The 25,097-nt window shown below is 59.2% G+C and carries 26 protein-coding genes; 13 read left to right on the top strand and 13 right to left on the bottom strand.

Going from position 1 to position 25,097, the window contains the following annotated elements:
• Positions 1–126: 126 nt before the first annotated feature.
• Complete coding sequence (locus ICY20_RS20580; protein ID WP_194938465.1) at positions 127–1,080, top strand: hypothetical protein; 954 nt, start codon at positions 127–129, stop codon at positions 1,078–1,080.
• Here the strand turns inward: ICY20_RS20580 and ICY20_RS20575 are convergent.
• Positions 1,077–1,742 (bottom strand): DUF6933 domain-containing protein, encoded by a 666-nt coding sequence (locus ICY20_RS20575; protein ID WP_200846222.1) that lies wholly within the window; start codon positions 1,740–1,742, stop codon positions 1,077–1,079. The two genes, ICY20_RS20580 and ICY20_RS20575, sit on opposite strands and share 4 nt — an antisense overlap.
• Before the next feature lie 41 nt (positions 1,743–1,783).
• Positions 1,784–2,146: a hypothetical protein gene (locus ICY20_RS20570; protein WP_194938464.1), complete on the bottom strand. Its 363-nt coding sequence runs from the start codon at positions 2,144–2,146 to the stop codon at positions 1,784–1,786.
• Between the two features lie 214 nt (positions 2,147–2,360).
• On the opposite strand from ICY20_RS20570, the gene ICY20_RS20565 reads away from it, so the two are divergent.
• Positions 2,361–2,741: a helix-turn-helix domain-containing protein gene (locus tag ICY20_RS20565; protein ID WP_159955780.1), complete on the top strand. Its 381-nt coding sequence runs from the start codon at positions 2,361–2,363 to the stop codon at positions 2,739–2,741.
• A gap of 156 nt (positions 2,742–2,897) precedes the next feature.
• Here the strand turns inward: ICY20_RS20565 and ICY20_RS20560 are convergent, their stop codons facing one another.
• From ICY20_RS20560 to ICY20_RS20550, 3 genes are all read right to left on the bottom strand, one after another.
• Positions 2,898–4,349 carry an amidase family protein gene (locus tag ICY20_RS20560; RefSeq protein WP_194938463.1) on the bottom strand — a complete coding sequence of 484 codons (1,452 nt, stop codon included), beginning with the start codon at positions 4,347–4,349 and terminating at the stop codon, positions 2,898–2,900.
• A gap of 202 nt (positions 4,350–4,551) precedes the next feature.
• Positions 4,552–5,235, bottom strand: coding sequence for an amidase family protein (locus ICY20_RS20555; protein WP_159955776.1), 684 nt, complete (start codon positions 5,233–5,235; stop codon positions 4,552–4,554).
• Positions 5,236–5,424: 189 nt separating this feature from the next.
• On the bottom strand, positions 5,425–6,483 hold the full coding sequence (locus ICY20_RS20550; protein WP_159955774.1) for an MBL fold metallo-hydrolase: 1,059 nt from the start codon (positions 6,481–6,483) through the stop codon (positions 5,425–5,427).
• Between the two features lie 122 nt (positions 6,484–6,605).
• Between ICY20_RS20550 and ICY20_RS20545 the strand changes: the two genes are divergently transcribed.
• Both ICY20_RS20545 and ICY20_RS20540 read left to right on the top strand, forming a co-directional pair.
• Positions 6,606–7,232 carry a TetR/AcrR family transcriptional regulator gene (locus tag ICY20_RS20545; RefSeq protein WP_159955772.1) on the top strand — a complete coding sequence of 209 codons (627 nt, stop codon included), beginning with the start codon at positions 6,606–6,608 and terminating at the stop codon, positions 7,230–7,232.
• A 187-nt stretch (positions 7,233–7,419) separates the two neighbouring features.
• Positions 7,420–8,478, top strand: a complete 1,059-nt coding sequence (locus ICY20_RS20540) for a diguanylate cyclase (protein ID WP_194938462.1) — start codon at positions 7,420–7,422, stop codon at positions 8,476–8,478.
• A 49-nt stretch (positions 8,479–8,527) separates the two neighbouring features.
• On the opposite strand, the gene ICY20_RS20535 is transcribed toward ICY20_RS20540, so the two are convergent.
• Positions 8,528–9,451, bottom strand: a complete 924-nt coding sequence (locus ICY20_RS20535; RefSeq protein WP_194938461.1) for a LysR family transcriptional regulator — start codon at positions 9,449–9,451, stop codon at positions 8,528–8,530.
• 53 nt (positions 9,452–9,504) lie between these two features.
• Here ICY20_RS20535 and ICY20_RS20530 point away from each other — a divergent pair, with 53 nt between their 5' ends.
• Positions 9,505–10,206: a CTP synthase C-terminal region-related (seleno)protein gene (locus ICY20_RS20530; RefSeq protein ID WP_159955802.1), complete on the top strand. Its 702-nt coding sequence runs from the start codon at positions 9,505–9,507 to the stop codon at positions 10,204–10,206.
• Entirely contained in the window at positions 10,203–10,523 is a 321-nt protein-coding gene (locus tag ICY20_RS20525; protein WP_194938460.1) for an antibiotic biosynthesis monooxygenase family protein, read from the top strand. The genes ICY20_RS20530 and ICY20_RS20525 overlap by 4 nt, the downstream gene beginning before the upstream one ends.
• Before the next feature lie 135 nt (positions 10,524–10,658).
• Here the strand turns inward: ICY20_RS20525 and ICY20_RS20520 are convergent, their stop codons facing one another.
• On the bottom strand, positions 10,659–10,982 hold the full coding sequence (locus ICY20_RS20520; RefSeq protein WP_194938459.1) for a DUF2025 family protein: 324 nt from the start codon (positions 10,980–10,982) through the stop codon (positions 10,659–10,661).
• Positions 10,983–11,215: 233 nt separating this feature from the next.
• Between ICY20_RS20520 and ICY20_RS20515 the strand changes: the two genes are divergently transcribed.
• On the top strand, positions 11,216–12,343 hold the full coding sequence (locus tag ICY20_RS20515; protein WP_159955762.1) for a glycerophosphodiester phosphodiesterase family protein: 1,128 nt from the start codon (positions 11,216–11,218) through the stop codon (positions 12,341–12,343).
• Complete coding sequence (locus ICY20_RS20510; RefSeq protein ID WP_159955760.1) at positions 12,344–12,997, top strand: helix-turn-helix domain-containing protein; 654 nt, start codon at positions 12,344–12,346, stop codon at positions 12,995–12,997.
• Here ICY20_RS20510 and ICY20_RS20505 read toward each other — a convergent pair.
• Positions 12,989–13,852, bottom strand: coding sequence for a sterol desaturase family protein (locus tag ICY20_RS20505; protein ID WP_159955758.1), 864 nt, complete (start codon positions 13,850–13,852; stop codon positions 12,989–12,991). The two genes, ICY20_RS20510 and ICY20_RS20505, sit on opposite strands and share 9 nt — an antisense overlap.
• A gap of 155 nt (positions 13,853–14,007) precedes the next feature.
• Here ICY20_RS20505 and ICY20_RS20500 point away from each other — a divergent pair, with 155 nt between their 5' ends.
• Complete coding sequence (locus ICY20_RS20500) at positions 14,008–14,313, top strand: PepSY domain-containing protein (protein WP_159955756.1); 306 nt, start codon at positions 14,008–14,010, stop codon at positions 14,311–14,313.
• Positions 14,314–14,494: 181 nt separating this feature from the next.
• A complete protein-coding gene (locus ICY20_RS20495) occupies positions 14,495–15,667 on the top strand; it encodes a GAF domain-containing sensor histidine kinase (protein ID WP_159955754.1) in 1,173 nt (390 codons plus the stop codon).
• A gap of 13 nt (positions 15,668–15,680) precedes the next feature.
• Here the strand turns inward: ICY20_RS20495 and ICY20_RS20490 are convergent, their stop codons facing one another.
• Complete coding sequence (locus ICY20_RS20490; RefSeq protein ID WP_194938458.1) at positions 15,681–17,309, bottom strand: methyl-accepting chemotaxis protein; 1,629 nt, start codon at positions 17,307–17,309, stop codon at positions 15,681–15,683.
• Between the two features lie 242 nt (positions 17,310–17,551).
• Between ICY20_RS20490 and ICY20_RS20485 the strand changes: the two genes are divergently transcribed.
• The gene (locus tag ICY20_RS20485; protein WP_194938457.1) at positions 17,552–18,571 is read left to right on the top strand and encodes a transporter; all 1,020 of its coding nucleotides are present in this window, start codon (positions 17,552–17,554) and stop codon (positions 18,569–18,571) included.
• 229 nt (positions 18,572–18,800) lie between these two features.
• Entirely contained in the window at positions 18,801–20,408 is a 1,608-nt protein-coding gene (locus tag ICY20_RS20480; RefSeq protein ID WP_159955748.1) for an inorganic phosphate transporter, read from the top strand.
• Between the two features lie 79 nt (positions 20,409–20,487).
• Here ICY20_RS20480 and ICY20_RS20475 read toward each other — a convergent pair whose 3' ends face one another.
• The 3 genes from ICY20_RS20475 to ICY20_RS20465 are packed head-to-tail and all read right to left on the bottom strand — an operon-like array spanning position 20,488 to position 23,152.
• Positions 20,488–21,462: a 5-oxoprolinase subunit C family protein gene (locus ICY20_RS20475; protein WP_159955746.1), complete on the bottom strand. Its 975-nt coding sequence runs from the start codon at positions 21,460–21,462 to the stop codon at positions 20,488–20,490.
• Positions 21,459–22,337: a 5-oxoprolinase subunit B family protein gene (locus ICY20_RS20470; RefSeq protein ID WP_194938456.1), complete on the bottom strand. Its 879-nt coding sequence runs from the start codon at positions 22,335–22,337 to the stop codon at positions 21,459–21,461. The genes ICY20_RS20475 and ICY20_RS20470 overlap by 4 nt, the downstream gene beginning before the upstream one ends.
• Before the next feature lie 56 nt (positions 22,338–22,393).
• Positions 22,394–23,152, bottom strand: coding sequence for a 5-oxoprolinase subunit PxpA (locus ICY20_RS20465; RefSeq protein ID WP_194938455.1), 759 nt, complete (start codon positions 23,150–23,152; stop codon positions 22,394–22,396).
• Between the two features lie 119 nt (positions 23,153–23,271).
• On the opposite strand from ICY20_RS20465, the gene ICY20_RS20460 reads away from it, so the two are divergent.
• A complete protein-coding gene (locus ICY20_RS20460; RefSeq protein WP_159955740.1) occupies positions 23,272–24,189 on the top strand; it encodes a LysR family transcriptional regulator in 918 nt (305 codons plus the stop codon).
• Here ICY20_RS20460 and ICY20_RS20455 read toward each other — a convergent pair.
• On the bottom strand, positions 24,186–25,082 hold the full coding sequence (locus ICY20_RS20455) for a LysR family transcriptional regulator (RefSeq protein ID WP_194938454.1): 897 nt from the start codon (positions 25,080–25,082) through the stop codon (positions 24,186–24,188). The genes ICY20_RS20460 and ICY20_RS20455 overlap by 4 nt on opposite strands.
• Positions 25,083–25,097: the final 15 nt, after the last annotated feature.

Raw genomic sequence — 25,097 nt, 5'->3', positions numbered from 1 at the left:
GTCGGCCGGGAGACCGAGTCGAACCCTTCGCAGCCTCGCTGGGGCTCGACAGCTCCCACATTTTGATCTCCTTCATGACTGATATCTGCGTAATATCTAGCAACTGCGTTCACGGACCCGAGCCCCATGAAATTCGATACGGCCTATTGCCTGAGTCTCGACGAAAAATTGTCGATCTACGACGTGCGAGACCTGAATTTCGACGAAACCGCCGCCTTCGATTCCGACAAGGACCGCTTCCTCTGCCCCAACGACGACTGCCGCGCAGCGTTCAATACGGGCAATGCGCTGAGCACCTTCAACGCCAAGAACGTCAATTACCTGCGCACCCCGCACTTCAAGAACAAGGCCAGCACCCGGCATATCGAAGGCTGCCGCTACGCCAGTGCGCACAAAGCGGCGACCGATGAAAGTGACGACGAGCGGGAGGAAAACTTCCCATCGGAATTTGTGCTCACACGGCGTCAGTACGCGCGTAAAGCCCCCGTTATTGGCGGTGAAATAAACGCCCCACAAGAAACACCGAAAGTGCCTTCAAGCAGCGTCCCCCACGCCCATGTCGCCAGCGAAACCACACCAGACAAAACCAGCGTGTTCGCCCACCCGGTGGAATGCTACGTGTCCAATATCGACGACAAGGACAAGCTCAAGTCCATGCCGTTAAAGATCGGCGACCACACCGCCACTTACTGGACGTTTTTCAAGAAGATCGAATACCTGCAAGACAATAAAGGCCTGATCTACTGGGGCAAGATCAAGGCCATCAAGGACTACACCAGCAGCTTTCGCATCGACTTCGAAAAGAAGGTGTGGCTCGACAAAAAACCGTATTCGGTCAACGTCTACTTGAGCAAAAAACTCATCGACAACTACCGCAAGCGCAAGGCATTCCTGGAGCAGATCAAGGCCGCGGCGGGCAGCGAGCGGCCGTTGTATTGTTTCTTCTACGGAGTGACGCCGGAACTGAAACAGGTGCCAAGCATGAAGAATCCCGAGCAGACGTTTGGGGTGTTCAGCGTCAATATCGAAAACCTGGACCACCTGATTATTCGGGAGGCGCCAGGGGTGGAGAGTCTTTAATCAACCCGCATGCGTAAAGACTGCCGGTAGATCTCTCGAACCTGTTCAGCCTTTGGCACAGGCGTACCGCCTAACGTAACCACCCAGTACATCAACATTTCCTCATCGGGCCAGATGCAGCCCTTCTGCCCCTTGATGGTTCTTGGTGTGTGATTGGTACGAGCGTCGTAGCGAACAGCACTCCAGGGTTGGTTTACAAAATCAAAGTCTTCAGCATCCCATTTGAAAAACCGAAGCACTTCATTGATGTGTGTTTGCGCACTGCGATCGCCGCGCGGGAGCATAAGAAAGGATTGGCACACCTCCTTCAACAACTGCTCTGGCATTTGCGGATCAACAAAGTCGAGTAACCCGCACTTCATTGCAAGATCCATGACCCCCATCGTCCAACGGTTGATAAACGCCTGCACAAAGCCTTCGGCATCGGCTTTTTTCATGTCAAAAAACAGCATGCAATAACGGGTTTTCAAGTGAATCGCCAGCACTACATGCTTACGCTGGACAGTCGCAGCGTGTAGTAACCACTGATGGGGATCCGTATACAGAGCCTCCCCCGATACTTGAATCGGCGGCACGGGTTGGATCGCTGTGATTTTTCTGCCCTTGTGAATACGGCTGAAAAAATCACAGGCCGCTTGTGAGCAGTTGAAGGTCAGCGTCACGCTTGTTCCTCAAAGACCAAATGTGGCCTGGAAGTGAGGGCTTAGGGGGCTGATTCTGGTTCATCAACCCAATTGATTTCATAAGGCTGCCTTACCGCATAACTAATTGCACCCCGCGCGTGTTCGCTTAACACGGCAAGCTCGGTATCCGTTAACAGATCATGTGCCACCATCAGGGCCAGGCTGTCGAGGGCCCATGTACGACTGAATCCCTCGAATATTCTCACAATGTCTTTGTCACGCGCTGCAACCAGACGGTAGAGCGTCCTGTAGCGGTTGACCGGCGATAGCGCCTCGTTCTCAGTGACTGACTTTGCGTCACTCAACACGCCAAGGTGAAAGCGCTCAAGCGCGATTTTTCTCAATTCTTTGAATTTTTTCCAATCGCTTTCAGAAATAGCCATCAGAGCCTCCTGCGTATCTCCCAGGGTTTGAATAGGTCGCAACCTGCGTAGTCGTTTAGGCCGAGCTTCTGTCCAGCTCGAAAGCGTGAGGTTGCAGACATGAAAATAGAACATCGTAGGCGCTGAGAAAAAATCCAGTTGATGAGCGGTCAAAACAACTGTACAAAAACACAGTATAGTTTGCCTACCCCATCAAACCCTGGAGAAACCCCCAATGTCCTCCCTGGCAATGAGCTCTTTCGTAGAACAGCAGATCGTCCTGCACCAATTCACCGCCAAACACAGCGCCCAAGCCCGCGCCATGCTGGGCTGGAGCCGGGAAGACCTGGCCTGCCAGGCCGGTGTAGCGGTGAATGCAGTGCAACGCTTTGAAAGCCACGCCGAGGTGGAGGATGAAATCCGTTTGACCCTGGCGTTTCGCCTGGAGGCTGAAGGGCTGGTGTTTTTCCCGGGTTTTGCGCCGGGATGGGGAATGAGCGTTCGCCAGTTTGATACCGCACCAGCCGAGCCTACTGCGCAAGGCATCATCTCGCGTTTGATCGGCTCGACAGCGGCAACAATTGACTCACAATCCCCTCAACCAAATGGTGCGTAGCGTACAGCGACACCATTAACCGGGGAGCGCCGAGTATGCGGATTCTGTTGGCCATGGCATCCCTCCATGGCCTTAATTGTAAGCCGCACGACATCTTAAGGTTCGAACTCAGGAATCAACCTCTGCTGCGTCTCGGCATATAGCGTTTGGGGTAAATCAGTCGTCCTTTTCTTGCACGTCAACCGCGTCATCTGCGCTCACAGGCTTTGGCGAGAAAGGTGCGCCAGGCTCAAACGCAGGCTCCCTGATGGCTTGCGACGCTTGCTCATACCCATAGGCGATCGACAACAACGTAGCCTCGCTGTTACCCGCACCGTACAGGTGAAGCGCGGTTGGCATGCCTTCATCGTCCATGCCGGACGGCATCGATATGCCTGGGTAGCCGGCGGCAGCGCTGAAGTAATAACTGTTAGACAGAAAGTTCGACAGCATTGCGTCAAGCTTGTGCGCCTTCAGCGGCCCGTCGATGGTGCTCTGGAAGACTGGCATGACATCGGCCCACAATTTTTCGCGCTGATCCTGAGGCAAGTCAAAGCCGTTGATCATTTCCAGAAATGCCTGGTCGGGCTCACCGGGTTTCTCGTTGAGTTTGTTGAAGGCAATCAGTTCTGTCAGCGACTTGACCGGCAAACCGCTGCGTCCAGCCAGGTACTCCTCAAGCTGCTGTTTAGCGTCGGCTAACAATGCATCGCCATAGCCCTGATAGATGTCGCCCGAAACACCATCGTCCAATCGACCTACCGGCACCAGAATGGCCTCTTTATCTTTCAAGATTTCAAGCGCCTGCTCAAAGTGCTTCCTATCTGCTCGGATAGCAGGATTATTGGCATCGTCTGCAGTCAACTCAGGCAAGGGTGTGTAGCCGATTCGCTTACCCTTTAGCGCATCAGTGTGCAACCCATCGTCGTATGCGTTGGTCTCGGTCATGGCGTTGAGCGCCTCTGCCGCATCACGGATATTGCGCGTAAATGTGCCCACCGTATCCATCCGCGAGCTGGTCATTACGCCCTCCGTGCTGATCAGCCCAACTGTTGTTTTCAGGCCAAAAACGCCATTAAATGCCGCTGGTGCGATAATCGAACCAGTGGTTTCAACCCCCAGCGCCAGCGGGACATGCCCTTGCGCCACCGCCACGGCAGAACCTGAACTCGACCCCGCTACCTGGCCACCCAACCGATGGGGATTGAGCGTCTGACCGCCGCGCGAGCTCCAACCATTAGTTGGCGATAAAGAACGGTAGTTGGACAACTCGCTCATATTGGTTTTACCCAAAACCACCACACCCGCCTTCAACAAATTGTCGACGACCTTTGCATTTTTAGTCGCGGGCGCCCCCACCAACGCCTTGGAGCCTGCGCTGGTCTGCATGCGGTCTTTGGTTTCAAACACGTCCTTCAGCGCTACCGGTACCCCGTGCAAATAACTACGCACATGCCCATTGCCACGTTCAAGGTCTCGCGCTTTTGCCTCCTTTCGTGCATCTGGGTTGGTTTCGAGAAACGCGTTACCCCCTTGAAGCCCTTGATCAATGTTGGCGATTTGCTTCAACGAGTTCTTTACCAGGGACTCTGAGGTCACGCTCCCCTTCTCGGCCATCTCTGTTGACATTTGCTGGGCGCTCTTAAAGCCCTGCGCAGGGTCCGAAACTGCCTCGAACAGGCCTGTAGCCCACCCCCCTACCGAAATTGGCCCAATCATGAAATGCCCCCTCCGTTTGACTGAATGCTCGGGCCATCAGGCGATAACCCGACACCAGTCTAAGAAGCCATCCACCCACTGCCGTTGGGGCAAGTCCTGCTGCCCAGGCCGATCACTCGCACTCCGTTGTAGGCAGCAACTCAACCTGCTGTAGTAACTGACGATAGACCTGCACCAGCGCCATCACGCGGTCACCTGCCCAAAGGGCGCCGTAAAACCAAAGCTTCGCTTCACCCCCAAGTGACTCACACAACGCCGGGTAGCCGCTTCGGCAAGCGCCATGAAACGCAGCGCTTTGACTTTCGGACACCAGGGCATCAAGGCGATGCTCGCTGACGCACGTATCGATTTCATTTCGCGTATTCAGGGTTAATTGATTGATCTCGTCACTGCGGTTCAAGTCCAACGGCACCAAGACAGCACCCGCCGAGCGCAGGGTATTCAATGCCTGGAGAAACGCTTCACTGTGGTCAATGGCCCCACTCTCTCCGGCCCCCACATATCGCAGGGCATACCCTATGCGCCAACCAGCCAATGTCTGAACAGCGGTAAAGGTGCTGTTATTCAACACCAGAGGGACTTCCACCATGACTGGCCCCGAGGGGTCGATGCCACTCAAGGCATTGAGGGACAACGCTGGATCACGCAGTGTTTTCATCAGAGGCCCGGGCACATCAAACCTGGGAAGGGGGGACCCGGCTACCGACTGTTCAGAAACCCGAGGCGCAATACCGAACGCAATACCGCCCTTGCCTGAACTCTCGATCGTGGTGTCAGAAAGAGTCGGTGCAGGCATGCAATCCGAAGGTAACGAAGCATTGCCCCCCGTGGGGCACGGCACGCACGTACGCGAATATTTCCTACACTTTTCGTCCATCCGAAGAGACTCCCGAGAAATAAAATTCTTGGGATCATCGCACCGTCACCGCACGCTTGTCGCAAGGCGGAAACACCTTGAAAATTCATTTTTCAAGGACCGTACCTTTTAACCTACAACGTGTTCTTCAACACCCTTAGTCTCCACCTCCAACCACCACGCATACCCCCGCTCAGGCTGGTTCAGGCTGAACGGCTGCCCCATCGGTGGCGTGGTAATCGATACATTGCGTTCCCACGCCAGGGCCATGATGCGGTCAAACGGTTCGTGCCACGCATGGAACGCCAAGTCGAAAGTACCGTTGTGAATCGGCAGCAGCCAACGGCCCTTGAGGTCGATGTGCGCCTGCAAGGTTTGCTCAGGCTGCATGTGCACATGGGGCCAGTCGACGTTGTAAGCACCGGTTTCCATCAGTGTCAGGTCAAACGGGCCGTACTGTTCGCCGATGCGCTTGAAGCCATCGAAATAGCCGGTGTCGCCACTAAAAAAAATTCGTCGCTCGCCGTCGATCATCACCCAGGAACACCACAAGGTCTGGTTCGCATCGAACAACCCACGACCGGAAAAATGCTGCGCAGGCGTGGCGACAAAACGAATGCCGTCCACCTCAGTGCCTTGCCACCAATCCAGTTGCCGCACTTTGCTGGCGTTGACGCCCCACTTCACGAGCAGGTCGCCCACACCCAGAGGCGCAAGGAAGTAACGGGTCTTGTCGGCCAATTGGACGACAGCCTTGCGGTCAAGATGATCGTAGTGGTTGTGGGAAAGAATCACCGCTTCCAACGGCGGCAGTTCTTCGAGGCTGATAGGCGGCTGATGAAAACGCTTGGGGCCGGCCCAACTGAACGGCGAGGCTCGCTCGGCAAATACCGGGTCGGTCACCCAAAACTTGCCACGCATTTTGAGTAATACGGTGGAATGCCCGAGGCGAAACACGCTGTGGTCTGGCGCTGCCAGCAGCTGCTCGCGGGTCAACGCCTGCACCGGGATCTGCCCAACCGGTCGAGTAGTGCGCGGTTTGTTGAACAGCATGTTCCAGAAGATGCGCAGGGTTTTACCCAGACCGCCATGTTGCACGGGGGGGTTGTTGCTGAAGTGCCGTTGATCCTGCTCCGCCGATTGGCGGGCGACAGGCGCGGGGTCGGGGCGGGATGAAATCGTGGCCATTACCAGGTAACTCCTACAGACCGCTCAAAAATTACACTGCACAGTGTAGTTTCAAGATTGCAACAAAACCCGGAGCAAGTAAACTACCGAGTGTAATTTTCTCTATGAGCCGAACGTCGCCGATGACTGCCCCCCAACGCCTCACCGACCGTAAACGCGAAGCCATCGTGACTGCAGCCATTGCCGAGTTTCGCGCGAACGGTTTTGAGGTCACCAGCATGGACAAGATCGCCGCCACCGCAGGTGTTTCCAAGCGCACGGTGTACAACCACTTCCCCAGCAAGGAAGAACTCTTCGCCGAAATCCTCCACCAACTCTGGGCCAGCAGTGTCGCGCAGTTGGATGTGAGCTACGCCAGCGACCGCCCTCTGCGCGAACAATTGCGCGGGTTGCTGCAAGCCAAGATGAAGATGATGTCGGACGCCAACTTTCTGGACCTGGCCCGCGTTGCCATCGCCGCCACCATCCATTCACCTGAACGTGCGCAAGACATGGTCAACCGCCTGAGCAAGCGCGAGGAAGGCTTTACCCAATGGGTTCGCGCCGCCCAGGAAGACGGTCGCCTGAGTGGCAGCGACCCCGCGTTTGCCGCCCACCAGATCCAGGGCATGCTCAAAGCCTTCGCTTTCTGGCCCCAGATTACCCTCGGCCAACCCATTCTGGATGCCGCTCACCAGGCCAGTGTGATCGAGTCAGCCATCGACCTGTTCCTGGCCGGGTATGAAGTCTCGCCGTTCCCCGCGCAATAAAAACCTGTTGCCTGAACGACATCATCGGTCGCTTTTGACGTATTCGCCCTCTTAATTGCAGAAATGGCCTGTAAGGACACTGATTATTCACAGGAATACCTGACAATATTCGACGGTATTATCCGATCAACGGTTATCTCGCGAACGCGCGCTGTCGAATCTGCAAAAAAAGTTGACCCAGACATTTATGGAAAACAGACAAGGCAAAGGGCTTTCATTCGCCAGGCGCATCTACGGGCCAAGAATCGTCGGCACGGCAATGTGCAGCATCAGCGTAATCGCCGCCCTGTATCCGCTATCAAAGCCTGAGTGGCTCTGGTCAGTGCTGCTGGTCAATGGTTTTATCTGGCCGCACGTGGCTTATCAACTGGCGAAAAGGTCGAAAATCCCCTACGAAGCAGAGCAACGCAACTTAGTGTGGGACGCTCTATTCAGCGGTTTCTGGGTAGCGACGCTGCAATTTACCCCATTGACTACCGTGACGCTGCTGTCGATGGTCAGCATGAACAACGTCGCTGCTGGCGGCAAACGTCTGTTGATGCGCGGTCTACTGGCCCAAGGGCTTGGCATAATCGTGGCGGGGGGACTGTTCGGCTTGCAATTCAACCCGTCCGTCAGCCAGACCCAGGTTTACGCGTGCCTGCCGATGTTGACCCTCTACCCGATGGCCATCGGCATGGTCTGCTATCAACTGGCAATCAAACTCTCTGAACACAAACGCGCCCTCAGCGCCTTGAGCCGTATTGACAGCCTCACCGGCCTGCTCAACCACGGCTCGTGGAAAGACCTGCTGCAACTCAAGTTTCACAAGTGCCAACAGCAGCAAAGCCACGCCACGATTGCGTTGATCGACATTGACCACTTCAAGCAGATCAACGACTCCCACGGCCATATCGTAGGCGACGTGGTGCTACGGCAGTTGAGCCTGGAGTTACGTCGCAATCTGCGGGAAAACGATCTGGCCGGGCGTTACGGTGGCGATGAGTTCTGCGTGATTCTTCCGCAGCTGCCCCTGGTACAAGCCGCGCAGGCTATGGAGCGCATGCGCGAAACCTTCAGTAACTACCGCAACCCGCAGATCCCTGATTTGCGCGTCAGCCTGAGCATCGGCCTGGCGGATTTCCAACCGTCCTACACCGATGCGTCCATGTGGCTAAATGCGGCAGACCGGGCGCTGTATGTGGCCAAGGACACTGGGCGCAACCGGGTCAACGTCAGCGCCGATGTCATTGCCTATTCCGCCTGAACGTCAACTTGATACTCCATTATCGCAGGCAAACCAGTACCCACATTTTTTAAGCGTGGCGTGCCTGGGATTTTATCTGCACATGCCGACCCAACTCATCAAACAACGTCACCACTGAGCGCAACGCCCGGCAATCCGGACGCGTCAGCAGCCATAGCGCGGTGTCATGCCCTGCCAAGGCAGGCCCCAGCGGTTGCAAGGCGCCATCGAGCAGAAAATCCGGCAACGCCGCCACGCCCATTCCCGCCCGTACCAACTCGGTGACCGACAACATACTGTTGCAGCGATAACGGGGCCGCACGCCCGGCAGGTGTTCACGGCGCCAGGCGACGGTGGGATGGTCGGGCAGGAAGTCATCCGGGGCGATCCAGGCCAACTCGGCCAACTCACGGCCCTCGTGCTGGCGGGCGTAGGCGGGGCTTGCACAAACCTGATAAGCCACCGTGCCCAGGCAACGTCCTACAAGGTGCTCGGGGGGCGTGCGGGTCAGGCGTAGGGCGATGTCGGCGTCACGGCGACTGAGGTTGGCAAAATCATTCGAAGTACTCAGCTCCAGGACCAGCGCCGGGTACGCCGGCATGAACTGCGCCAGCGCCGGCAGCAGCAAGCCTTGCAACACCGAGTCGGTGCAGGTCAGGCGCACCGTGCCGCTGATCACTTCACCGCCCTGCTCCACGCCAATCCGTGCGGCTTGCAGGGCTTGTTCTGCGCGTTCAGCCTGCTGCGCCAGGTCTGTGGCCAGGCTGGTGGGCAGGTAGCCCGCGCGGCTTTTTTCGAACAGCGTCTGGCCCAGCGCCGCTTCCAGGCGCCGCACCGCACGGAACACGGTGGATACATCCACCCGCAATAACGCCGCCGCCCGTGCCAGCGTGCCCCCGCGCACCAGGGCAAGGATCAACGTCAGGTCGGGGTAATCCATTTGATAGTGCGTCACTGCATTGAACCTATGGGTAAACGCCAATATTGATTGCATCGACGCCAATTTATAGTGCCCCCCAAGACACCACAAGCTACGGGCCATACATGATGAAAACCACCGCGCTGCACCTCGCCTTGATCGGCGATTACAACCCTGAAGTAATCGCCCACCAGGCCATCCCCCTGGCGCTGCAACAGGCCGCCGACACCCTGGGTTTGACGGTTCATGTTCAGTGGTTGGCCACGGACACCTTGCCCCCATCACTCCACGGCTTCGACGGCTTTTGGTGCGTACCCGCCAGCCCTTACCGCGACACCGACGGTGCCATGCGCGCGATTCGCTTTGCCCGCGAACAAAAGCGACCTTTCCTCGGTACCTGCGGCGGGTTTCAACATGCGGTGCTGGAATATGCCCGCAACGTACTGGGCTGGGCCGACGCCGAACACGGTGAGCTGGCACCGTCGTCTAAACGTGCAGTTATCACACCACTGCGTTGCTCACTGGTGGAAGCCACCGACACCGTACGCCTGGTGCCCTACACCCGGATCGCCGAGGCCTACGGCACCCTTGATCTCAGCGAAGGCTATCGCTGCCGCTACGGGGTCAACCCTGCGTTTCTCGATGCCTTGCTGGACGGTGACTTGATCCCCGGCGGCCACGACGCGGCGGGCGAACTACGCGCGGTGGAACTGCTCGACCACCCTTTCTTCATCGCCACCCTGTTCCAACCCGAACGCGCAGCGCTCAAGGGCATCACCCCGCCGTTGGCGCTGGCCTTGCTCAAGGCCTGCCAGGAGGCGACGGCATGATCGCCCACACACCGGCCCCACCGTATTACGCGGTGATCTTCAGCTCATTGCGTACCGAAGGGGATCAAGGTTACGGCGAAGCGGCAACCCGCATGCTGGAACTGGCCAGTGAACAACCGGGGTTTCTCGGTGTGGAGTCGGCGCGGGAGGATGGGTTGGGGATTACCGTGTCGTATTGGGAAAGTGAGGCGGCGATTTTGGCCTGGAAGCAGCAGGCCGAGCATAAAGCGGTGCGTGAGCAAGGGCGGGCGCGCTGGTATTCGGCGTTTCAGACAAGGGTGTGCAAAGTCGAAAGGGCCTATACCTTCCAAACTTGAAATGCTGCCCCCTGTGGGAGCGGGCTTGCTCGCGAAAGCGGTGTATCAGCTATGAATCTGGTGACTGAAACACCGCATTCGCGAGCAAGCCCGCTCCCACATTTTTGATCTTCACTCGGCAAAAAAAATATCGACTTAGCTGACCAGACTGCGCAACGCACTGATCTGTGGAATCTCCACCCGCCGCATATACACCCGCAGCGCCTCGGTGATGTTGATGCGGTCGTCGATGTTCTGGTCCAGCAGCAACTGGATACGTTCACGGGACAGGGTCATGGTCTGCTCGGGAGCCGGCAGCCAGACAAACTCAGCGGTGGGGATGATGCCGTCGTCGGCCACGTCCATGCCGAAGGAATCTTCGCTGAAACGCACGATATACTGGCCGGTCTTGCGGTTAAGGCCCACGAAACCGTGGAGTTGGTCGGCGGCCTGGCAGATAAGCTCGGAGGTGATGCGCATGGTAAACCTCACTGAAAAGTCCCACAGGGACTGGAAAGATGGTTTACACGCGTGGCGAAAAGTACTGCCCTCTGACGGGGCAGCTGCGGGCAAGAGTACTGCAACGCCGCGCAAAAATACCGAAAAAAATTGGCGCGTACGCACGTTAATGTCGGTTTGGTGATGGCGCCTTTCGCAATCAATTGCTAAAAAGGAGGCCTTCTCAAAGTTACCTCCACGAAAGGACTTCGCTTATGCCTGTCACGTTTTCCAAGAGCGCCCTGCTGCTCGCCCTGATGCTCGGCCTTGGCCAGGCGCAGGCTGCGGAACCGATCAGCCCGGCTGAATTGGCAACAAACGAAGGCATTCCGTACCCGGCGGTCATCGCTCACCGTGGCGCATCTTATGACGCCCCCGAGTCCACCGCCGCCGCTTACAAGGTCGCTCGCGACCTGGGCGCCGACTACCTGGAGTTAGACCTGCAGCGCAGCAAGGACGGCGTGCTGTTCGCCCTGCACGACAACAACCTGCAGCGCACCACCGACGTGGCCACCAAGTTCCCCGAGCGCAAAGACGCCCCGGCCAACGAATTCACCTGGAAAGAACTGCAAACCCTCGACGCCGGCAGCTGGTTCAACGCCGCCTACCCCGAGCGCGCGCGCCCAGGTTTTGTCGGCCTCAAAATCCTGAGCCTGGACGACATCATCAAGATCGCCGAAGGCAACCCGCAGCACAAACCCGGCCTGTATATCGAGACCAAAGAGCCCAAGCAATTCCCAGGCATTGAGGCCGACCTCAAGAACAAGCTGCTGGACAAAGGCTGGCTGAGCTCCGCCGGTTCCAAACTGGGCAAGAGCAACACCGGTGTCGGCCAGGGCCGTGGCCGCGTGGTGCTGCAAACCTTCGAAAAATCCAGCTTGGTAGAGCTGCAAAAGGAAATGCCCAACACCCCGAAAATCCTGCTGTTGTGGGTGGGTGAAGGCAGCATCGAGCCAAAAAACAAGCAGACCTTTGCCGAGTCCGGCGAAACCAGCAAGGCCGCCTACTACGCCAAGCAAGAGCCCAAGGACGCCGCCGAGTTCGAAAAGTGGGTCGACGAAGCCAAGAGCCTCGGCGCCATCGGTACTGGCCCGTCGGCTGAGCTGACCGACCACGGCGACCAGAGCTACACCGACCTGGTCAAGCCTGAGATGAACAAGCTGACCCACGACAAAGGCCTGCTGGTGCACGTCTACACCGTGGACGAGCCCGTGGACTTCCAGAAAGTCATGGGCACTGGCGTCGATGGCATCTTCACCAACCGCGCCGCTGAGCTGTTGAAGTTCTACAAGCGCTGGCCGTCATCCAGCGTGCAAGACCTGCTGAACGACTATAAGTACTGAGTGAAAAGCCAATGGTCAGGCCGCCTGTGGCTGGGGCATGACTACGGCCTGATCGTCGGCGAGTTGGGGCGCAGCGCGCCCCATGCGCACTATGCCCACCAGTTGATGTTCAGCCCCGGCGCGCCGATCACCGTGAGCCTGGAGGGCAAGGTCACCACGGCTCAGCGCCTGTTTATTCCTTCGAGGCAAACCCACGCCATCCTTGATTCCGAGGGCGAGGTGACGGTGCTGTATGCCGAACCTGCCGTTTTCGACATCGCCCCTCTGCGGCATCAGGACCTGTCCTTGGAAACGTTGCGCGATCTACCCCGGCGCAGCCTCGGCGATCCGCGCCTGGAACGTGCCCTCGCCGCCCTGGATGAGCAACTCAGCGGTAAAGTGTCGGCCCTGGCCTTGGCCCAGGCAGCGCACCTGTCGTTGAGCCAACTGGAACGACTGTTTGCCCACCAAATCGGCCTGCCCGTGCGCCGCCTCGTGCAGTGGCGGCGGCTGCGCGTCGCCCTGCAACTGGCCCTGGCCGGTAGCACCTTGACTGAAGCGGCCCATGGCGCGGGGTTCGCCGATTCAGCGCATTTCTCACGCACCATGAAGCAGCTGTTTGGTGTCACGGCCGCAGCGTCGCTGCGCCAACTGGATGTGCAGTTGTTAGTGTAAATCCGCGGGTAACGGCGGCTCCTTGGCCAGACGCACAGGTTTGAACGGGTCGAGCATCTGCGCCCCATAGGCCACCGGAAAATCCGGGCGGCTGCCTATTCCCAAGTCCCCAGGCCCCATGCGATAGCCCTCGCGGTAATACGCTGTGCCCAGCAGCCAATCCCACAGGTTGAAAAACAAGCCAAAGTTCACGTCACCAGCACGACCATACTTCATATGGTGAAAGCGATGCACCGGCGCCCAGGCGAACACCCAGCGCAAGGGGCCCAGGCGCATGTCCACATTGGAGTGCTGCAGCAGCAATTGCAGGGCGATGGCCAGTGCCAGCAACTGTGCAAGCTCCAGCGCAATACCCAGCAGGATCAACGGCAGCAGACCCGCAGTGGCTTCGAGCATTTGGTGCAACGGGTGCTTCATCAAACCGTTGAACCCGTACAGCCGTTGCACACTGTGGTGCACCGCATGCAAACGCCACAGCGGCGCGATGCGGTGGCTGGCGTAATGCATCAGGGTGATGCCCGCGTCGGCGAGCACGATGGCGAGCAACAGTTGCTGCCACAGCGGCCAGCCCCTTGGCCAGATGCCGTCCACCGCCAACAATGCAGTGAGCACCGGCAGGATCAACAGGCCCGCAGCGTTCAGGCTTTCATTGACCAGTGCGTGCAGGGTGTCGCGACGGCGGTCCCCCTGGCTGCGGTTCCACTGTGGCTCATAGGGCAGCCATTGCTCCATCAAGAACGACACGCCTACCGCGACCACGAACACCAGCACCAGCCAGTGCGGCTGCCACATCCCGCATGCGATAAACCCCAACAGAAATACCGGGGCATAAAGCCCACTCACTATTCGTTTCATCTCAAGCCTCCGTCTTAATGAGGCCTCAGCATGAGATCCGGCACACCTACTGGATTGAATAAACTGCGCAACTGCTTGAAATAATTAAGGGTGAATTAAGTTGTGATGGCTAACCTGAGGCCACTTAAACAGCTCACCCAAGAAGGACACACATTATGAAAGCCCTGACCGCATTGTTCGCCGCTACTGCCCTGACCTTGACCGCTGGCCTCGCTCAAGCCGATGTGCGCCCGGACCATATTGACGGCCTGCTCAAGTCCGGTGCCGTGATGCCATTCGACAAGCTCAACGCTGCAGCGCTGGCCAAACATGTTGGCGCCAGCATCACCGACACCGAGCTGGACCACAAAAATGGCGTGCTGGTCTACGAAGTCGACCTGACCGACACCACTGGCAAGAAGTTTGAAGTGAAGCTGGATGCCAAGACCGGTGCAGTGCTGGAAGACAAGCAAGACACCTGAGTTGAACACTCAAAAAACCGCGTCACCCACCGGTGACGCGGTTTTTTTATGGGCGCTCGTCGGCAAGGCGTAGGAAAAACCTCGCACAAATGAAGGAAATCACACTAACCCAGCGCAAGCTCGTTAGACTCCCAGTCTCAGACAGGGCATTACGCCATCGCCGCCAAATCGAGACCGTTACATGGGGCAAAAAGCCGCCGACATCGCCACCATCGGCCGCATCAGCGCGGTACCGGCCATGCTCAAAGTCATCAGTGACATGACCGGTTTGCGCTTCGCCGCCGTCGCCCGCGTCACCGAAGACACCTGGACCGCCTGCGCCGTGCTCGACAGCCTGGGCTTTGGCCTGGGCGTCGGTGGCGAACTGGACCTGACCACCACCATCTGCCATGAAATCCGTGGCTCTCACGTGTCGGTGGTGATCGATAAAGCCAGTGAAGACCCGCTCTATCACGACCATCACACCCCGCGTCTCTATCAGTTCGAAAGCTATATTTCGGTACCGGTGTTTCGCACTGACGGGCGTTTTTTCGGCACTATTTGCGCCCTCGACCCCAACCCTGCAACCTTGCGCAGCAGCACTATCCAGTCGACCATGGAGTCGTTCGCGCGCGTGTTGTCGTTGCAAATCGAAGCCGAAGAAAACCAGCAACAAACCGAAGCCGACTTAAACGAAGAGCGCAGCACCGCCGAGTTGCGCGAGCAGTTCATCGCCGTGCTCGGGCACGACCTGCGCAACCCGTTGTTTGCGATTAATTTCGGCGCCGAACGGTTGCTGCGTAAACACCCTAACCCCGCGACCGACAGCGTTGTGCGGCATATCCTCACCAGCGGCCGGCGTGCGGCGCAATTGGTTGAGGATGTGCTGGATTTCGCCCGTGGGCGTATGGGCAACGGCATCCCGCTGAGCATCGGCGATTGCCAAGGCTTGCAGGCTGCGTTGCAGCATGTGGTGTCGGAGGTACAGAGCGTGCACCCGCAGCGTGAGATACGTGCGGATATCGGCGATCTTCAGGGGCTTAAAGGCGATCGAGACCGTTTGGCGCAAATGCTCTCCAACCTGGTCGCCAATGCCATCCACCATGGTCACCAGGATGGCCAGGTGGAAGTCACCGCAAAGATCGAACACACGCATTTCACGCTGTCGGTGAAGAACGCTGGCCAAGTTAGCGAACAAGCCCTGCCGCGGCTGTTTGAGCCCTACGCGCGACCGGTCACCGATACGCCCCAAGCCGGGCTCGGCCTGGGGTTGTATATCGTCAAGCAGATCGCCGACGCCCATGGCGGTGAACTGAGTGTGTCCACTACCGAGCAGCACGGCACGGTCTTTACCTTTCGTCTGCCTATCGCCTGATCAGGCGGCTGAATCAAGCGCCTAGACGCGCCGTCACTTCATTCAACTCACCCGATAAGCCCCGCAGGTTCACGCTCGCCGCTTCGGTGCGCTGCACGTTGTCCATATTGGCGGTCGCCACCGTGGTGATCTGGGTGATGTTGCGCGAGATATCCTCGGCCACCGAGGTTTGCTCTTCGGCGGCCGTGGCGATCTGGCGGTTCATGTCGCGAATCGCCTCCACTGCCTGGGTGATGTGCGCCAGCATGGCGCCGGCCTGGGCGACTTTTTCCACGCTTTCATCGCTGCTCGACTGGCCGCTGACAATCGCTTGGGCCGCATCCACCGCACCCGTTTGCACCGCGTGAATGATCTGGTTGATCTCGATGATCGACGCCGCCGTGCGTTGTGCCAGGCTGCGCACTTCATCGGCCACCACCGCAAAACCACGGCCCGCTTCGCCCGCGCGGGCGGCTTCGATGGCGGCGTTGAGCGCCAGCAGGTTGGTTTGCTCGGCGATGCCGCGAATCACTTCCAAGACCTTGCCGATGCGCACGCTGTCGGTTTCCAACTGGCGGATGATGGTGCCGGTGTTGAGGATTTCGTTGCGCATCTGCCCGATGGTGGCGATGGTGACTTTCATCACTTCACCGCCTTCGCGGGCCGACTGATCGGCGTCATCGGCAGCCCGTGAAGCGCTGGCGGCGTGGCGTGCGACTTCCTGGGCGGTAGCCGACATTTCGGTCATGGCCGTGGCCACCTGGTCGGTACGGTCGAATTGTTCATGGGTACCGGCGCTCATCTGCCCGGCAATCGAGTTCAGCTCGCCACTGGCGCTGACCAGGTCGGTGGCGCTGCGCTGCAAGCGGCTGAAGGTTTCGGCAAGAAAGTCGCGCAAGGTGTTGGCGGCAGCGGCCAGATGGCCCAGTTCATCCTGGCGACGGCTGGCGACACGCTCGGCAAACCGCCCGTGGCTCAGTTGGGTCACGTAGTCGATCAGGCCGCGGATCGGCAGGATCAGGTTGCGGTTGATCAACCACAGGCTGAACAGACCAATCAACACACCTGACAGCAGCATGATCGCCAGGCCCACCAACACGGTGCGTTCGGCGTAAGCGCTGATGGCCTTGGATTGCTGGCTGCCTTGCTCGCGCAGGTCGCTCACCAGCGCGCTCATCTGCTCGCTGGCGGCGCGGTCAACGCCCTTCACGGCGCTGTCACCTGCGCTCGCATCGCCTCCGGCGGCCAGGTAGGCATCGCGGCCCTTCTGGTAGGCCACGCCGAGTTGCTGATGTTCCTGGCGCAGACTTTCGATACGACGACTCAGTGCCGCGTCGCCGGTGGTATGGGTCACCAGCCGAGTGAGAATGCCTTGCACATCGCGCTGGCGGTCCTGGAACTGGCCCCAATATTTATCCATGTCCTGGGGCTGCTTGCCGCGCAGCAGGACGTTTTTCCATTCCTGCACCTGCACCTTGAATTGCAGGTTGGCTTCGTCGATCAGTTGGGAAGTGAGCAAGGGCCCGTCAATCAAACTGCGATAACTCTGCACCCCGTTGGACAGGAAGTTGAAACAAGCCAGGGCGATCAACAATATCGCCAGCAGGCTGCCACCGAGCAACGACAGGATTTGTGCTCTCAAGGAGGTACGCAAAACATTCATCGGGGTAAAGCCTCGATACAGGGAATTGGTGCATGCACGCCTTAACCTCCCTGTTATCAAACGATTCTTGAGGCCTGAATCGGCCGTGTTAGAGCCTTCTTTAACGGCCTCTGACAAATGGTCAAATAAATGTCATTTCAGTGAAGTAAATCCAGAAATGTCACAAAAATGTCATTTCACCCTGTAATGATTCGCCACGCGACCTGTGAAATGTCCTACAGGCCCTTTTCCTGAGAGCCTCCATGAACCACAGCATTGATCAAAGCCACCAGGACCCCGATCTGTTTGGCTTGCTCTACGGTTTTCGTTTTCGCCCCGGTGAAAAAGGCCAGCAGATCGACTCAGCCACCGCCCTCAAGGCCTTGCAGCAACCGGACGATCCGCAAGAGTTTCTGTGGCTGCACCTGAACCTCGCCCACGCCGCGTGCGAGCGCTGGATGCAGTCGCACCTGGACTTGCCCGCAGAGTTTTTCGAAGCCTTGCACGAAGGCTCGCGCTCCACCCGCATCGAGCATGTCGACTCGGCCCTGCTGGCGGTGGTCAACGATGTGGTGTTCAACTTCAGCAGCATGGTCTCGTCGGATATTTCCACGCTCTGGGTGTGCGCCCGCAGCCGCTTGCTGATCAGCGCACGCCTGCAACCGCTGCACTCGGTAGACAAGTTGCGCTCGTCGGTGAAGGCAGGTGAACACTTTCGCTCGCCGCTGGAGCTGCTGGTACACCTGCTGCGCGACCAGGGCGAAGTGCTGACGCAGATCGTGCGCAAGACCAGCCTCAGCGTCGACCATATCGAAGACCAGTTGCTGTCTTCGCGCCTGTCGACCAACCGCGCCGAACTGGGTGCCGCACGCCGGGTGCTGGTGCGCTTGCAACGCCTGCTGGCGCTGGAACCGGGCTCGCTGCTGCGCCTGCTCAACCGCCCGCCGCAGTGGCTGCAAAAGGAAGACGTGAAGGAGTTGCGCAAATCCACCGAAGAGTTTGCGCTGATCATCAACGACCTGACGGCGCTGGGTGAGCGCATCAAGTTGTTGCAGGAAGAAATCGCCGCCAACCTCAACGAGCAGAGCAACCGCACGTTGTTCACCCTGACGGTGGTGACGGTGTTGGCGTTGCCGATCAATATCATTGCCGGCTTTTTTGGCATGAACGTGGGGGGCGTACCGCTCTCTACGGACCCGGAGGGGTTTTGGATTTTGGTGGCGTTGGTAGCCACCTTTACCGTGATTGCAGGCCGCTGGGCCTTCCGCAAATTCTCAACCTGAAATGCATTCAAAACTGTGGGAGGGGGCTTGCCCCCGATGGCGGTGTGCCAGTCAACAGATGCAGTGACTGACACTCTGTCATCGGGGGCAAGCCCCCTCCCGCATTGGTTCTCCAGCGCTTCTTAGATCGGCGCAAGGCTCAATTAACCAAACACTGACCTGCGGCAGCATCTCTGTAACATCTTGCAATGATCATCAACGACATCCTCCCCACACTGGATGCTCCGGCATGGCCACCCCTTCCCTGACCGCCTCCTCACACGTCGCCCCCAAACCTCGGCTGGACAAGAAACCCAACCTGGTGACAGTGATCATCTTCTTTGCCGTACTCGCCATGGGCTTGCTCTTCACCGCCTACAGCCTGATGCACGACATGCACGAAATGGGCGCCCAACTCACCACCTGGACGCCATTCCTGCTGCTGGGCGTGGCGCTGTTGATCGCCCTGGGCTTCGAGTTCGTCAACGGCTTCCACGACACCGCCAACGCGGTGGCAACGGTGATTTATACCAACTCGCTGCCGCCGCATTTTGCGGTGGTGTGGTCGGGATTTTTCAACTTCCTCGGGGTACTGCTCTCAAGCGGTGCGGTGGCGTTTGGCATCATTGCGCTGCTGCCGGTGGAGCTGATTTTGCAGGTGGGCTCATCGGCCGGTTTCGCGATGATCTTCGCCCTGCTGATCGCTGCGATCCTGTGGAACCTGGGCACTTGGTGGCTGGGGTTGCCGGCGTCGTCATCCCACACCTTGATTGGCTCGATCATCGGCGTCGGCGTGGCCAATGCGTTGATGCACGGGCGTGACGGCACCAGCGGTGTGGACTGGAGCCAGGCGATCAAGATCGGTTATGCCCTGCTGCTGTCGCCCTTGATCGGCTTCGCCTTTGCCGCGTTGCTGTTGCTGGCCCTGCGCGCCTTCGTCAAAAACCGCGCGTTGTACAAGGCCCCCAAAGGCGATACCCCGCCGCCGTGGTGGATACGCGGCATGCTGATCGCCACTTGCACCGGCGTGTCATTCGCCCACGGTTCCAACGACGGTCAAAAGGGCATGGGCCTGATCATGCTGATTCTGGTGGGCACCCTGCCGATGGCTTACGCGCTGAACCGCACCATGCCGGCCGAGCAGTCGTTGCAGTTCGCTGCCGTGGCCGAGGTGACCCAAGTGGCCCTGGTGAAAAGCGCGCCGCAACCACTGGCGGGCGACCCACGGCCGATCCTCTCGACTTACGTGCGCACCAAGGAAGCCACTGCGGAACTGGTCCCCGCCCTGGCGGCACTGGCCGGCCATATCGGGGATGAAGTCAAAGGCTACGGGTCTCTGGCCAAAGTGCCGGCAGAAGCCGTGGGCAACGTGCGTAACGACATGTACCTGACCAGTGAAACCATCCGCCTGATGGACAAGGGCAAGGTCGGCAACTTTGACGCCGACACCCAGGGCAAGCTGCAACTGTTCAAACAACAGATCGACAACGCCACGCGTTTTATCCCACTGTGGGTCAAGATCGCCGTGGCCATCGCCCTTGGCCTGGGCACCATGGTGGGGTGGAAGCGCATCGTGGTGACGGTGGGCGAGAAGATCGGCAAGACTCACCTGACCTACGCCCAGGGCGCCTCGGCTGAAATGGTTGCGATGCTCACCATTGGCGCAGCGGATATGTACGGGTTGCCGGTGTCGACCACGCATGTGTTGTCGTCCGGTGTAGCGGGGACGATGGTGGCCAATGGCGGTGGGTTGCAGATGAGGACGATCCGCAATTTGGCGATGGCGTGGGTGTTGACGTTGCCAGCGGCAATCCTGCTTTCCGGCAGCCTGTACTGGCTGTTCACCAAACTGTTCTGACACCTCACAAAACCCAATGTAAATAGAGAACTAATGTGGGAGGGGGCTTGCCCCCTCCCACATTTGGTCATCTTAGTTTTCAGATACCGAACAACCCACCCATTATTTTCAGCCGCTTTTTATAGACTCGCCTTGCCTCCAACGCCTCCTCGAGCGTCACCGCCACAAACCCCGCCCGCTGGTTCGGCTGCATCTGCCCGATCAAATCCAGATCGGCACTGATCACCGTGCCAATCATCGCGTAACCACCGCCCGAGACCGCGTCCCGATGCAACACGATCGGTTCCAACCCAGCCGGTACCTGAATCGAACCAATGGGGTAGCAACTGTCGACGATATTTGAAGGGTCCGATCCCGCGCCAAACGGCTGTTCCCGTGGCTGAAAGCTCAGCGCACTACCGCCCTTGAAGCGATAGCCGATGCGGTCGGCCTCCGAACCTACGGTCCAGGGCTCGGCAAAAAAACTGCTTTTCGCCGCGTCACTCAGGCGTTCGTAATACAGCCCCGGCACTACGCGCAGGGTCACATCACCTCCGACGGACCGGCGCAAGGCCATGGGCAAGCTGTTGCCCGCACGCCCTGCTCCGCTTGGCACGCCGATGGGCAACTCGTCACCTTCCTGCAACCGTCGCCCGTTAAAGCCACCGAGCGCACCCAGGGTGTAAGTCGAGCGACTGCCCAGCACCAGCGGCACATCAACCCCGCCCGCCACGGCCAGGTAAGTGCGCGCCCCAGCCTTGGGAAATTCAAATCGTAAAACCTGCCCCGCACGCACCTGGAACGCGGTGTCCTGGTGCACCACTACACCGTCCAGGCGCGGCGACATCAAGGCGCCGCTCAGGGCTACCAGAGCGTCTTGCTGGAACTCCAACTCGGGGCCGATCAACGTGCATTCCAGGCCGGCCGCGCCAAGCGGGTTGCCCACCAAATGGTTGGCTGCACTCAACGCGTACTGGTCCAGCGCACCCGAGGGCGGAATGCCCAGGTGGTAATAACCTTCACGGCCAAGGTCTTGAACGGAGGTGGCCAAGCCAGGTTTGAGGACCTTGATCATGCCAGCGCCTCTTGCAGGGTTTTCGGATAGCCGATGGGGTCGGCGAGAAAGGCATCAAGGGAAAACTCCACCGGGCGGATACGCAGGTTGAAACGTCCTGCGTCCACTTCGGCCACGGCCAAGTCATAGGCGTCGCGGTCGATGGGTTTGAACTGCACGATATCGCCGGGGCGGAAGAACACCATGTGTTCCTTGAGGTAGGCCAACTGCTGCGCCGGGTCGTAGATGGGCGCCGGGGTCACGCCAAACATCTGGTAGCCGCCAGCGCCGCGCACCGAGTAGATACAGCCAAAGCAGCCGCCATGACCGAGGGTCAATCTGGGGGTGTCGGTGCGCGGGCGCAGGTACTTGGGCACCTGCAATTGGCGCTCGCGCTCGACCATCTGGAACATGAACGGCAGGCCCGCGACAAACCCGACCATCGACACAAACCACGGCGCGCCACTGTGGGCAGCGATAAACGCGTCCACATCGGCCAGGCCGTTGATGCGTGCGGCGTATTCCAAATCCGTACCGCTGGGGTCTTGATGGCGGTCGCGAAAGCGCATCAGGGTTTCATGGGTCCAGGGGTCGTTGTAGAGCACCGGGATTTCGATGATGCGCGTGTGCAAGGTGCGTTCGGCCACGGCCTGGGTTTCGGCGGTTTGTACCGCGTCGAGCAGCACATGGGGCGCGATACGGTCGGGGTCGAAGCGGATCTGGAACGACGCATTGGCCAGGCACACGTCCAGCACACCTTCCAGGGCCAGGCGCTCCACGGCACGGGTCACCGCCATGCCGGTGAAAAAGGCCTCCAGGGACATGCTGTCGCTGACCTCGGCAAACAGGTGTTCATCACCGCCGAAGCTGTAGCGGATGGGGGACGTTTCAGCCATGTCTGTTCCTCTTGGAATCGTTGTAGAAAGGCAGGCGAAAAAGTAAGGGACAATTTTTATTTTGGTGTTTTGACGGTAATGCCGGCTTGGTCCAGGGCCTCGCGCGTGGCTTCCACCAGTTCCAGGGCACCGGGGGTGTCGCTGTGCAGGCAGATGGAATCGAATTCGATAAACAGGTCTTCGCCTTCTACGGTTCTGACCAACCCGGTCTGGCAGGCGCGTAGGACGCGGGCTGCCACCGTTGTCGGGTCCAGCGCCCGCACGTTGCGGGTAAATACGATGGAGCCTGTCAGATCGTACTCACGGTCGGCATAAAACTCCCGCACCACCGGCTGCCCCAGTTCCTTGGCTACGCGCCAGATCACCGAGTTGGGCATGCAGTACAGCAACAGCGTCGGCTCGATGATTTGCAGGTTTTGCACCAGCAAGCGAGCCGCTTCTTCGTCGCGGGCCAGGTGCATGTACAGCGCGCCATGGGGCTTGATGTGTTGCAAGGTCACACCCTGGGCCCGGGCGATTTCCCGCAGGGCGCCGAGTTGGTAGAGCATGTCGTCGACCAATTCCTGGGCCGGAGCGTTGATGTGTCGGCGGCCAAACCCCACCAGGTCGCGAAAGCCTGGGTGGGCACCGATGGCCACGCCCAATTGCTTGGCGCGCGCCACGGTGCGGCGCATGGTGCCGGGGTCGCCGGCGTGGAAGCCGGTGGCGATGTTGGCCGAGCTGATGTAGGCCATCAGTTCGGCGTCAACGCCGTCGCCGATGGTCCAGGGGCCGAAGCCTTCGCCCATGTCCGAGTTGAAATCCACTGCCTGCATCGGGGTCGCTCCGCCTAAGTGATGCTTGAAAGTAGGCTGGAGCTTGACCCCTTGGGAAGATCTATTATCAGATGACCCATCTTCTGAAAATCAGATAACCCAGTGTTTTGGAGAGGCCGATGTCCCTGACCCTGCGCCAAGTCCGCTACTTCGTCGCCACCGCCGAGATCGGCCAGATTTCCCAGGCGGCGATTCACCTGAACATCTCCCAGTCGGCGGTGACCACCGCGATCAAGGAACTGGAAGCCATGCTCGGCGTGCAGCTGTTTGTGCGCTCGGCCCAGGGCATGAACCTCACCGACGCCGGGCGGCATTTTCTCAACCGCGCCTATGTGATCGTGCGCAGCGTGGACGATGCCCTCAACAGCCCCCTGCCCGACTACCGCGCCAGCGGCGTATTGCGCCTGGCCGCCAGCTACACGGTGCTCGGTTACTTCCTGCCCCACCACCTGCAACGCATGGAGCACTGGCACCCGGATGTGACTATCGAGGTGTTCGAACAGGAGCGCCAGGCCATCGAGCACGGCTTGCTGGATGGCCAGTTCGACATGGCCGTGGTGCTCACCGCCAACCTGACTCACCCGGATATCGTCTCCGAGATTCTGTTCAATTCCGAACGCCGCCTGTGGCTGCCCAGCCATCACCCGCTGTGCGAGCGCGGCACCGTGAGCCTGGCGGATGTGGCGCAAGAGCCGTATATCCTGCTCACCGTCGACGAGGCCGAACACAGTGCCATGCGCTATTGGGAACAAGCCGGGCAAACGCCAAAGGTGCGCCTGCGCACCAGTTCCGTGGAGGCGGTGCGCAGCATGGTCGCCAATGGCAGCGGCGTGGCGATTCTGTCAGACCTGGTACACAGGCCCTGGTCCCTGGAAGGCAAACGCATCGAAACCCTGACCGTCACCGACCCCGTCACGCCGATGAGCGTCGGCCTGGCCTGGCACCGCGAACGTGCGTTTACGCCTGCGATGCAAGCGGTGCGCGATTACTTCCACGATGCCTTCCTGGCACCGCAGCAGTTGTCGGGGCGCCGTTAAAGCTGGGCTTGCAGGACGCCGGCCAGCCAATCCATGAACACCCGTACCCGCAGCGGCAAATGCCGTTGGCCTGCGTAAAGCAAAGATACATCCAACGGCGGCGCCGGGTAATCGGGCAATACCGCCACCAGCTCACCATTGGCCAATAAATCGCGAATGCCCAGGGCAGGCACCTGAGTGATGCCAAAGCCGCCCAGGCACGCCACCCGATAGGCATCGGTGCTGTTGACCGTAACCCGCCCGGCCATCGGCACGCGATGCACCTTGTTGCCTTGCAGGTATTCGAAACCCGGCGAGCGCGAGCCCAGCGGCCGCACGTAGTGCACCAATTGGTGATGTGCCAAATCAGCCAAGGTCTCTGGCACGCCGTAACGTTGCAGGTACGCTGCACTCACGCAGTTGATCATCGGCAGGCTGCACAGTCGCCGCGCCACCACCGTCTGGTCCGGCTGCGCGCCCACCCGCAGCACGCAATCGAAGCCTTCGGCGAGCAGGTCGACCTGGCGGTCGGTGCTGCTGATCTCCAACTCGATCAACGGGTGCGCGTCCATAAATTGCGGCAGGCGCGGCAGGATCAATTCCCGCGCCATCACGTTGGGCATGTCCACGCGGATTCGCCCGCTCAGTTGTGCCTCGTCCTGGCGAAACAGGCCTTCCAATTCCTCCATGTGCGCCAGCAAATCCTTGCTGCGCTCATACAACACGCGGCCGTCCTGGGTCGCCTGCACCTTACGCGTGGTGCGCTGCAACAGGCGTGCGCCAAGCAGTTCTTCCAGCGCCTGCACATGCTCGGACACCGTGGAACGTGGCAACCCCAGGCTCTCGCCCGCCTGGGTGAAACTCGACAATTCGGTGACGCGCACAAAGGTGCGCAGCAGCTCAAGTTTGTTCATGGGATTGTTCGCCTT

Source organism: Pseudomonas pisciculturae (genome assembly GCF_015461805.1).
Classification (GTDB): domain Bacteria; phylum Pseudomonadota; class Gammaproteobacteria; order Pseudomonadales; family Pseudomonadaceae; genus Aquipseudomonas; species Aquipseudomonas pisciculturae.
This window is presented reverse-complemented; position numbering and strand designations above follow the sequence as displayed.

Coding starts and splice junctions, on each gene's coding strand:
- ICY20_RS20550 (WP_159955774.1), bottom strand. CDS start 6,483: ATGGCCACGATTTCATCCCGCCCCGACCCCGCGCCTGTCGCCCGCCAA.
- ICY20_RS20525 (WP_194938460.1), top strand. CDS start 10,203: ATGATCGCCCACACACCGGCCCCACCGTATTACGCGGTGATCTTCAGC.
- ICY20_RS20520 (WP_194938459.1), bottom strand. CDS start 10,982: ATGCGCATCACCTCCGAGCTTATCTGCCAGGCCGCCGACCAACTCCAC.
- ICY20_RS20515 (WP_159955762.1), top strand. CDS start 11,216: ATGCCTGTCACGTTTTCCAAGAGCGCCCTGCTGCTCGCCCTGATGCTC.
- ICY20_RS20530 (WP_159955802.1), top strand. CDS start 9,505: ATGAAAACCACCGCGCTGCACCTCGCCTTGATCGGCGATTACAACCCT.
- ICY20_RS20485 (WP_194938457.1), top strand. CDS start 17,552: ATGAACCACAGCATTGATCAAAGCCACCAGGACCCCGATCTGTTTGGC.
- ICY20_RS20535 (WP_194938461.1), bottom strand. CDS start 9,451: ATGCAATCAATATTGGCGTTTACCCATAGGTTCAATGCAGTGACGCAC.
- ICY20_RS20505 (WP_159955758.1), bottom strand. CDS start 13,852: ATGAAACGAATAGTGAGTGGGCTTTATGCCCCGGTATTTCTGTTGGGG.
- ICY20_RS20480 (WP_159955748.1), top strand. CDS start 18,801: ATGGCCACCCCTTCCCTGACCGCCTCCTCACACGTCGCCCCCAAACCT.
- ICY20_RS20455 (WP_194938454.1), bottom strand. CDS start 25,082: ATGAACAAACTTGAGCTGCTGCGCACCTTTGTGCGCGTCACCGAATTG.
- ICY20_RS20500 (WP_159955756.1), top strand. CDS start 14,008: ATGAAAGCCCTGACCGCATTGTTCGCCGCTACTGCCCTGACCTTGACC.
- ICY20_RS20495 (WP_159955754.1), top strand. CDS start 14,495: ATGGGGCAAAAAGCCGCCGACATCGCCACCATCGGCCGCATCAGCGCG.
- ICY20_RS20475 (WP_159955746.1), bottom strand. CDS start 21,462: ATGATCAAGGTCCTCAAACCTGGCTTGGCCACCTCCGTTCAAGACCTT.
- ICY20_RS20560 (WP_194938463.1), bottom strand. CDS start 4,349: ATGTCAACAGAGATGGCCGAGAAGGGGAGCGTGACCTCAGAGTCCCTG.
- ICY20_RS20555 (WP_159955776.1), bottom strand. CDS start 5,235: ATGCCTGCACCGACTCTTTCTGACACCACGATCGAGAGTTCAGGCAAG.
- ICY20_RS20570 (WP_194938464.1), bottom strand. CDS start 2,146: ATGGCTATTTCTGAAAGCGATTGGAAAAAATTCAAAGAATTGAGAAAA.
- ICY20_RS20540 (WP_194938462.1), top strand. CDS start 7,420: ATGGAAAACAGACAAGGCAAAGGGCTTTCATTCGCCAGGCGCATCTAC.
- ICY20_RS20460 (WP_159955740.1), top strand. CDS start 23,272: ATGTCCCTGACCCTGCGCCAAGTCCGCTACTTCGTCGCCACCGCCGAG.
- ICY20_RS20545 (WP_159955772.1), top strand. CDS start 6,606: ATGACTGCCCCCCAACGCCTCACCGACCGTAAACGCGAAGCCATCGTG.
- ICY20_RS20490 (WP_194938458.1), bottom strand. CDS start 17,309: ATGAATGTTTTGCGTACCTCCTTGAGAGCACAAATCCTGTCGTTGCTC.
- ICY20_RS20565 (WP_159955780.1), top strand. CDS start 2,361: ATGTCCTCCCTGGCAATGAGCTCTTTCGTAGAACAGCAGATCGTCCTG.
- ICY20_RS20470 (WP_194938456.1), bottom strand. CDS start 22,337: ATGGCTGAAACGTCCCCCATCCGCTACAGCTTCGGCGGTGATGAACAC.
- ICY20_RS20580 (WP_194938465.1), top strand. CDS start 127: ATGAAATTCGATACGGCCTATTGCCTGAGTCTCGACGAAAAATTGTCG.
- ICY20_RS20465 (WP_194938455.1), bottom strand. CDS start 23,152: ATGCAGGCAGTGGATTTCAACTCGGACATGGGCGAAGGCTTCGGCCCC.